We start from the raw sequence: 8,941 nt of genomic DNA, 5'->3' as shown, positions 1-8,941 counted from the left end.
AGCCTCGCTATCGACCGCAGCGTCTACATCGACACCGTGCTGCAGGGCCTCGGCCAGGTGCAGAAGACGATCGTCCCGCCGTTCGTGTGGAGCGGGATGGAGGCGAAGGACACCTACCAGGATGCCTACGACGCCCTGCCCACCCCCGAGGTCGACCTCGACGCGGCCAAAGAGCTGATCGCCGAATCCGGCATCGACACCTCGGTGCCGCTGGTGCTCGCAGTTCCTGCCGGCGCCAAGGAGTTCTCGCAGACGGCATCCATCGTCCAGAGCGCGGCGAAGGACATCGGCCTCACCGTCACGATCGACGAACGTCAGCCGGCGGACTTCGGAGCGCTCTTCTACACTCCCGAGCTGCGCGACGGCATCGACTTCGTCGCCACGACCGGCTACCTCGAGGTTCCCGGCGTGCTCGGGTACCCGCAGCTGTTCATGCTGCCGGCCGAGATCGGCGGCATCTTCAACTGGTCGGGCTACGCGAACGACGAGGTGACGGCCGACCTCCAGGCGGCGCGCACCGCGACGGATGCCACGACCGCCGCCGACGCCTTCGTGAGCGCTCAAGAGATCTTCGCCCCCGATCAGCTGCAGGTGACCCTCGCCGGGGCGTACCAGCTCACCTACCTGTCCGACGACCTCACGGGCATCACCACCTCTGTCGCGATCTACAGCTCCCCCTGGGCGCTGCACCTCGGCGGCGAGTGAGTCGTCTGCGACGACGGAACGGATCCCCTCATGATCAGGACGGTGCTCGGCAAGCTGGGCGGACTCGCGCTCACGCTCTTCCTCGCCAGCGTCATCATCTTCTCGGCGCTGCTGCTGACGCCCGGAGACCCGGTGTCGACGCTGGCGGGCGGAGCACGTCCTACCCCGGAGCTCATCGCGGCGATCCGCGCGGAGTACCGGCTGGATGACCCGGTCTGGCTGCAGTACCTCCACTGGCTCGGCGGTGTCATCACCGGCGATTTCGGCCGGTCGTTCGTCTACAAGACGGATGTCGCCGAGCTCGTGGGGGCGCGGTTCGCGGTGACTTTCCAGCTGGTGCTTCTGACCACCGCGCTCATCGCGGTGTTCGGCCTGGGCTCCGGCATCCTCGCCGCCGTCAGCGGCCGCCGCACCGACATGGTGGTGTCGGTCACGACATCACTCGGCATGGCGCTGCCGACATTCATCGTCGCGATCCTGCTGATCTGGATCTTCGCCACCTCGCTCGGCTGGTTCCCGACCTTCGGGGCGGGTGACGAAGGACTCGATCGACTCTGGCACCTGGTACTGCCTGCGGTCTCGCTCGCGCTGATGTTCATCGCGTACATCAGCCGGGTGACCCGCAGCGCCCTGGTCGCCCAGTTGCACTCCGAGCACGTCGAGACCGCCCGCGTCCGAGGCATCCCGTGGGGCCGCGTCTTCCGCCGGCACGTCTTCCACAATGCGGCGCCGCAGATCCTGGCGATCTCGGGCACGACGATCGCCGGGCTGTTCGCCGCCTCGGCCATCGCCGAACAGGCCTTCGGGCTCGGCGGCATCGGCTCGCTGCTCACCGAGGCAGCCGCCCGCAAAGACCTGCCGGTCGTGCAGGTCGTCTCACTGCTGCTCGTCGCCCTGTTCGTCGTGCTCAACGCGATCGCCGACCTGCTGGCCGCTGCCATCGACCCCGACAGCGCGGGAACCCGGAGAAACGCATGAGCGTCGGTCAGCTCGCTGCGGGTCGGATCCCCGCAGCCACACGTCGGCTCGCACGACGCGACCCTCTCGTGGTCGTGGCCGTCGTCGTGCTCGCGGTCATCGCGGTCATCGCGATCGCCGGCCGGTGGCTCGCGCCCTACTCCCCCGATCTGCTCTACGCGGGGCCCACCAACGGCCCCGCCTCGCTCGACCACCTGTTCGGCACCGATGACCTCGGCCGCGACATCCTGTCTCGCGTGCTGGTCGGTGCGGCCGCGAGCGTCACGGCACCGGTGATCGTCGTGGCGCTCTCCACGACGCTCGGTCTGACGCTCGCGATCACCTCGGCCTGGTTCGGCGGTCTCGTGCGCGGCACGATCGCTCGCGTGATCGATGTGATCTTCGCGATCCCCGGCCTGGTGCTCGCGGTGCTCGCGGTCGCCATGTTCGGCAAGGGCCTCGTCGCCCCCGTCGCCGCACTGTCGATCGCGTACATCCCGGTCGTCGCGCGCCTGACCCAGACGGCCGCCTCGCGGGAACTGGGTCGACCGTACATCGCGGCGCTGCGGGTGCAGGGCGTCTCGAGCGCCGCCATCTGCTTCCGTCACCTGATCCCCGCGCTGATCCCGGTGGTCGCAGCCCAAGCCACGATCGGATTCGGCTACGCGATGCTCGACCTCGCGGCGATCTCGTTCCTCGGCCTCGGCGAGCAGCCGCCCGCCGCCGACTGGGGCTCGATGATCGCCGGCGGGCAGGCCGCGATCCTCGCGGGTGCTCCCGAGCAGTCGCTGTTCCCGGCACTGCTGATCGTCATCACCGTGCTCGCCGTCGGCATCATCGGCGCCCGCACCACCACCTGGGCAGAGGAGAAGGAACGATGACGGCACCGGTGCTTGAGCTGCAGGGTCTCGAGATCGGGATGCCGACGCCCGACGGCCCGCGCACCCTGGTGCACGACTGCACGCTCGACGTGGCCCTCGGCGAATCGGTCGGCCTCGTCGGTGAGTCGGGGTCGGGAAAGACCCTCAGCGTGCGCGCGATCGCCGGCCTGCTGCCCGAGAGCTTCACCACGGCGGGCACGATCCGCGTCGAGGGACAGGATCTCGCAGCCCTCGACGAGCGAGGGCGCCGCGAGCTGCGGGCGCTGCGCATCGGCATGGCGTTCCAGACGCCACGTGCACATCTGAACCCGCTGCGAACGATCGGCGACTTCCTCACCGAGGCGCTGGTCACCGTCGCCGGGCTCACCCAGGATGCCGCTGACCGCCGCGCCGTCGAGCTGCTCGACGAGGTGGGAGTGCCCTCTCCTGCCCGCCGCCTTCGACAGCGGCCCGCCGAGCTGTCGGGCGGGCTGCTGCAGCGGGTGATGATCGCTTCGACGCTCGCGATGGATCCTCGACTGCTGCTCGCCGACGAGATCACCACGGCCCTCGACGTGACGACGCAGGAGGAGGTCATGGCGGTGATCGGCGACCTGCGCCGCCACCGCGACCTGTCGCTGCTCTTCATCACGCACGACCTGGCCCTCGCCGGAGCCGTGTGCGATCGGGTGGTCGTCATGAAGCAGGGACGCACGATCGAGACGCTGCACGGTGCGAGCATGCGGGCGGATGCTCGCGAGGACTACACGCGCATCCTGATGTCGGCCTCGCTCGACGCCGTGCCCCTGGCGCCTCCCGCTGCAGCGTCGGAACCGACTGGGGTGACCGACCCCCTGCTGCGTGTCGAGGGCTTGAAGAAGTCCTTCCGTGTGCGCGCGGCGCACGGTCGCGGCCACGACATCCTCACCGCGGTCGACGACGTGTCGTTCGCGCTCGCGGCGGGTGGCTCTCTCGGCATCGTCGGCGAATCCGGCTCCGGCAAGTCGACCACCGCCCGCGTGATCTGCGGCCTCGAACGCGCCGACACCGGCACCGTGCGGGTCGACGGCGCCGACTGGAGCACGCCGGCCGGCTCGGGTGCCGAACGCCGCGCTCGCGCGAAGACCGTCCAGATGGTGTTCCAGGATCCGTATCAGTCGCTCGACCGGCGCCAGACCGTGCGGCAGTGCCTCGTCGAGGCGATCCGGGTGCACCGCCGCGACGACGACCGCGCGGCCCTCTCGGCACGGGTGTCGGCGCTGATGGAGTCGGTGCACCTCGATGCCGCTCTGCTCGACGCTCGACCCCGATCGCTCTCGGGCGGCCAGCGACAGCGCGTCGCGATCGCACGAGCACTCGCTGCCGAGCCTCGCCTCCTCGTGCTCGACGAAGCCGTGTCGGCGCTCGATGTCACGACGCAGGTCGAGATCCTGTCACTGCTCGAGCGCATCCGTCTCGACACCGGCGTCGCCCTGCTGATGATCACCCACGATCTCACCGTCATCCGCCGTCTGTGCGACGAGGTGATCGTGATGCGCAACGGTCGCATCGAAGAACGCGGTGATACCGGAACCGTGCTCGACAACCCCCAGGCTGAATACACCCGACTGCTGCTCGATTCGATTCCCGGCGACGGCTGGGTGCCGCAGCGGCGCATTCCTGTGCGCACGACCCCGATTCCCACGATCGGGCTCGACAGACCGACCAAGAGGAGACGGCGATGACCGACACCGAGCTGATGACCCCCGCGTTCGAGTACTGCTTCGAGCTGCAGGTCGACGTGACCCCACCCCAGCGGATCGGTCGGGGCGAGGGCGGCCAGCTGCACTTCACCGCGATAACGGGCGGCACTCTCTCCGGCCCGCGCGTCGAGGGACGCGTGGTGCCCGGCGGCGGCGACTGGTGGGTCGACCACGGCGTGACCACCCAGCTCGACGCGCACTACCTGATCGAGATCGACGGGCACCTCGTCGACGTCGTGAACCGCGGTTACTGGCGCGCGAACGAGGCTGCCATCGCGCAGTTCGAGGCGGGCGGGCAGCCCTCCGAACAGGATCTGTACTACCGCACCGCGTTCGTGTTCCAGACGGATGAGCACTCGCTGCGCTGGCTCGCCGAGTCGCAGTTCGTCGGCTACGCCCGCCCCGGAGACGACCAGGTCGTCATCCGCGTGTTCCGAGTGGTGTGACGAGATGATCGACGAGCAGAACCCGAGCGGCGCAGCCGCACCGACGAGAGGCACGACCATGACCCGCACTTCCCTCGCCGACGTGTGCATCGTCGACGGCCGCGTGTTCGACGGACGCATGGGCACCGCCGACACGGCCGTCGCCATCCGCGGCGAGCGCATCATCGCGATCGGCACGGATGCCGAGATCCTCGCGCTCGCGGGCCCCGACACCCGCATCATCGAGGCGGCGGGTGGCGGCATCCTGCCCGGGTTCGTCGACGCGCACATCCACGCGGCCTTCGCCGGCGTCGAAAGACTCAGCTGCGACCTGACCACGGCCACGAGCGTCGACGAGACGCTGTCGCTGATCGTGGCCGCAGCAGACGCGACGGATGCCGAGTGGATCACCGGCGGCGGCTGGAGCCATGAGCTGTTCCCGCATCCGACCAGGCAGATGCTCGACGCGATCGTGCCCGACCGACCGGTCGCCCTGAGCGATGCCGGGCACCACACCCTGTGGGTCAACTCGCGCGCGCTGGAGCTCGCCGGGGTCGACCGCGAGACGCCCGCGCCCCCGAACGGGCACATCCATCACGACGAGCAGGGCGACCCCACCGGGTACCTCAACGAGACGGCGGCCGAGCTCGTCGGGCGGGTGATCCCCGCGACGACGGATGCCGAGATCGCCGCCGGACTTCTCAACGCGCAGGAGTTCCTGTGGACGCTCGGCATCACGGGCTGGCACGAGGCGATCCTCGGCGAGTACAACGGCAAGGCGGACTGCACGGCGGCGTACCTCGCGACGATCGCCGACGGGGCGCTGCGCAGTCGCACGTCCGGCGCACTGTGGGTGCCTCCTGGCACCACGGCTGCTCAGGTGCCGGCGCTGGTCGAGCGCTTCGTCGCGCTCCGAGCAGTCAACGCCGCGGCCGGCTTCGACACGTCGACCGCGAAGGCGATGGTCGACGGCGTGCCCCATGGCGAGACCGCGGCGCTGCTCGAGCCGTACTGCAGTCATGCGGGCAGCGGAGAGCTGCACATCGATGCCGAGGCGCTCGAAGCGCTCGTCGTCTCGCTCGACGCCAAGGGCTTCGCGATGCACCTGCACATCATGGGCGACCGCGGAGTGCGCGTCGCGCTGGCCGCCGTCGAAGCCGCTCGACACGCCAACGGCACCGGCCAGCGCCACCACTTCGCGCACCTGTCGATGGTGCATCCCGACGACGCCCGTCGCTTCGGACCGCTCGGCATCACCGCGAACATCCAGGGACTGTGGGCTGCCGTCGATCCGGCCGTCGTGCCGATGATCGGCGACGCCCGCATGCGCGCCGGCTATCCGTTCCGGGCGATCGCCGACAGCGGCGCCGCGATCGCGATGGGATCGGACTGGCCCGTGTCGCCCGCCGACCCCTGGCTCGCGATCCACGTGGCCGTCAACCGCACGCTCCCCGGGCCAGACGGGCAGCCGAGCGAACCGCTCGATGCCACCCAGCGGCTCACCCTCACCGAGGCTCTCGCCGCGTACACGAGCGGCTCCGCCGAACTCGTGCTCGGCGGAGGAGGGATGCTGCGCGTCGGCGCCCGTGCTGACATCACGGTGTCGACCGTCGATCCGTTCGCGATCCCGACCGAGGCGCTCATCAGCGTCGGCACCGCCGTCACGGTCGTCGGCGGCACCGTCGTGCACATGCGCGACTGAGAGCCGCCGCGCTCATCACCCATTCACCCGCTGCTCCACACCGCAGCACAGATCAGGAGAGATCGATGAAGATCATCATCGTCGGCGCAGGCATCGGCGGACTCGCCGCAGCGATCAGCCTGCACGAGGCCGGACTGCACGACGTCACCGTCTACGAGCGCAGCACCGCGATCCGCGGGCTCGGCGTCGGCATCAACCTGCTGCCGCACGCGCTGCGTGAACTGACCGAGCTCGGCATCGCCGACACCATCGCCGAACTGGGCGTGGAACCGCGCACGCTGGCGTACTACAACCGGCTCGGGCAGCCGATCTGGCACGAGCCACGCGGCCTCGACGCCGGCTACCGCTGGCCGCAGCTGTCGGTGCACCGCGGTCGCCTGCAGCTCGCTCTCCGCGACCTCGCCGAGGCGCGTCTCGCCGAACCCATCCGCCTCGATCACCGTCTCGTCGGCGTCACGAGCAACGACGACGGCACCGAGACGGCGACCTTCGCGACCGCCGACGGCACGGCCGAGGTCACCGCTGACGTCATCATCGGCGCCGACGGCATCCACTCCGCTCTGCGTGCTCTGCGCTACCCGACCGAGGGCGCACCGCCGTGGGGAGGCCTCACGCTGTGGCGCGGAGTGACGCGGATTCCGGCCTTCCTCGACGGCCGCACCATGATCATGGCCGGCGACGCCGACCAGAAGTTCGTCGCGTATCCCCTCGCTCCCGCAGATGCCGACGGGCGGATGCTGGTGAACTTCATCGCCGAACGCCGCGTCGGCGGCACCGGAGAGGCCGACTGGAACAGGGCCATCGACCCCGCACCGATCGCCGAGCTCTTCCGCGACTGGAACTTCGACTGGCTCGACGTGCCGACCGCTATCGCCACGGCCAACGAGATCCTCGAATACCCCATGGTCGACCGCGACGCGCTGCCGCAGTGGACGTTCGGCCGCACGACCCTGCTCGGCGACGCCGCACACGCGATGTACCCCAACGGGTCGAACGGCGGATCCCAGGCGATCCTCGACGCGCGCACCCTCGCCCTCCACCTCGCCTCCGCCGGCGATGTAGACGAGGCGCTCGCCGGATACGAGCATGCTCGACGCCCTGCCATGACGGCCCTGCTCGCGGGCACCCGCGCAACTGGCCCCGAGCGCGTGATGCAGCTCGCGGCCGAGCGGGCTCCCGAGGGCTTCGACGACATCGACAGCGTGATCCCGCACGCCGAACGCGAGCAGATCGCCACCGACTACAAGACCGCGGCCGGATTCCTGCCGTCGGTCCTGAACGAGCGCGCGTCGCTCACCCCGGTCGCATGAGCGTCGACGGCGCGGGCACTCCCGACCTGCACGAGCTGCTTCCGGTGCCGATCTTCGAGTTCGCCTTCGACGTGACCGTCGATCTCGGTCCGCTCGAAGACCACGGCGGCACGAGCGTCGGTCACCGTCGCGTGGTGCCGATCCTCGGCGGCCGCGTCACCGGCGCCGTCGACGCCGAGATCCTGCCCGGCGGCGCCGACTGGCAGATCGTCCGCCCCGACGGCACGATCGAGATCGACGGACGCTACTCGGCGCGCACCACCGACGGCGACCTGCTACTGCTGCACGCCAAGGGGCTGCGCACAGGAACCCCCGACGTGCTCGAGCAGCTGCGCCGCGGCGAAGACGTCGATCCCGGCTCGTACTACTTCCGCACCACGGTGCAGATCGAGACGGCGGCTCCCGCGCTCGCCCACCTGCAGCGCTCGCTGTTCCTCTCGGCGGCGCAGCGACAGGCGGATGCCGTGCGCTACCGCGCCTACCGGGTGGGCTGAGCGAGGCGCTCGACCTCATCGCATGCCCGCTCAGGTCAGAGCAGCGCCTTCACCGACGCGTACGCATCGGCGACGTCGCGGGTGGGCCGGTCGTAGACGCGCACGATCCCGGCATCCCCCTGGTGCGGCGTCCAGCCCGGATCGCCCGTGGTGACGAAGGCGACGGCGGCACCGTGCAGCTCGTCGGCGAGTTGCTGCGGCGGGTTCGGGCCCGCCAGCGCCTCCATCGACGGGCCGTCGAGGCAGTCGAAGAAGAAGGGCACGTCGAGGCAGTGCTCCGCGAAGCCGAAGTGCCCGGACGGCCATGAGAACCGGTAGAGCCAGGTCGGTGCGTCACCTCGGTCGGCGGCGATGCGCGGCACTGTGGCGCGGAACATCCGGTCGGTGAGCACCCGCCCCGCGAGCCGCGCCTTGCCGAGACGGGCGACGTCGGCATTCGCGGCGAGATACTCGGCCCGGATGCCCTTGGGCAGCCCGAGCCGATTCAGAAGAGCCGCCTGCGGCACCCATCGGAGCGCCTTCGCAGCGCTGCCCGTGAACGCCATGGTGAACTCGTCGTCGGCTGCACCGATCACGAGCGGCTTGTCGGCACCGACGCCGGCACGCAGAGATTCAGGGGTCGGACGTACGAGAAGGTCGCCGTCGATCACCGGCCCGAGTGGCAGACCCTCATCGATCATGGTGGTCATCGACGACGGCCCGAGCTGGGTCGCCTTCTTCTGCAGGGCGAGCAGACGATCCTCACT

Annotated in this window: 9 protein-coding genes; 8 read left to right on the top strand and 1 reads right to left on the bottom strand. The window is 70.1% G+C overall.

The genetic code is table 11. The features are described 5' to 3' along the window. The 8 genes from J7E68_RS13535 to J7E68_RS13500 form a co-directional block, all read left to right on the top strand. On the top strand, positions 1 to 705 hold a 705-nt coding region (locus J7E68_RS13535; RefSeq protein ID WP_251048976.1), incomplete at its 5' end, for an ABC transporter substrate-binding protein. A gap of 30 nt (positions 706 to 735) precedes the next feature. Then, positions 736 to 1,683: an ABC transporter permease gene (locus J7E68_RS13530; protein WP_215173401.1), complete on the top strand. Its 948-nt coding sequence runs from the start codon at positions 736 to 738 to the stop codon at positions 1,681 to 1,683. Continuing rightward, the gene (locus J7E68_RS13525) at positions 1,680 to 2,543 is read left to right on the top strand and encodes an ABC transporter permease (RefSeq protein ID WP_215173400.1); all 864 of its coding nucleotides are present in this window, start codon (positions 1,680 to 1,682) and stop codon (positions 2,541 to 2,543) included. Before J7E68_RS13530 ends, J7E68_RS13525 begins: the two co-directional genes overlap by 4 nt. Beyond that, entirely contained in the window at positions 2,540 to 4,246 is a 1,707-nt protein-coding gene (nikE, locus tag J7E68_RS13520) for an ABC transporter ATP-binding protein (RefSeq protein WP_215173398.1), read from the top strand. The genes J7E68_RS13525 and nikE overlap by 4 nt, the downstream gene beginning before the upstream one ends. Continuing rightward, entirely contained in the window at positions 4,243 to 4,710 is a 468-nt protein-coding gene (locus J7E68_RS13515; protein WP_215173396.1) for a DUF3237 domain-containing protein, read from the top strand. The genes nikE and J7E68_RS13515 overlap by 4 nt, the downstream gene beginning before the upstream one ends. Before the next feature lie 58 nt (positions 4,711 to 4,768). Further along, complete coding sequence (locus J7E68_RS13510) at positions 4,769 to 6,391, top strand: amidohydrolase (protein ID WP_215173394.1); 1,623 nt, start codon at positions 4,769 to 4,771, stop codon at positions 6,389 to 6,391. A gap of 65 nt (positions 6,392 to 6,456) precedes the next feature. Beyond that, a complete protein-coding gene (locus J7E68_RS13505) occupies positions 6,457 to 7,701 on the top strand; it encodes a flavin-dependent oxidoreductase (RefSeq protein WP_215173392.1) in 1,245 nt (414 codons plus the stop codon). Further along, positions 7,698 to 8,195, top strand: a complete 498-nt coding sequence (locus J7E68_RS13500; RefSeq protein ID WP_215173390.1) for a DUF3237 domain-containing protein — start codon at positions 7,698 to 7,700, stop codon at positions 8,193 to 8,195. The genes J7E68_RS13505 and J7E68_RS13500 overlap by 4 nt, the downstream gene beginning before the upstream one ends. 35 nt (positions 8,196 to 8,230) lie before the next feature. Here the strand turns inward: J7E68_RS13500 and J7E68_RS13495 are convergent. Then, positions 8,231 to 8,941, bottom strand: a 711-nt coding sequence (locus J7E68_RS13495; protein ID WP_251048975.1) for a carboxylesterase family protein, incomplete at its 5' end; no start/stop codon positions are given.

It is taken from the genome of Microbacterium sp. ISL-103, assembly GCF_018613995.1.
Lineage (GTDB): Bacteria > Actinomycetota > Actinomycetes > Actinomycetales > Microbacteriaceae > Microbacterium.
This window is presented reverse-complemented; position numbering and strand designations above follow the sequence as displayed.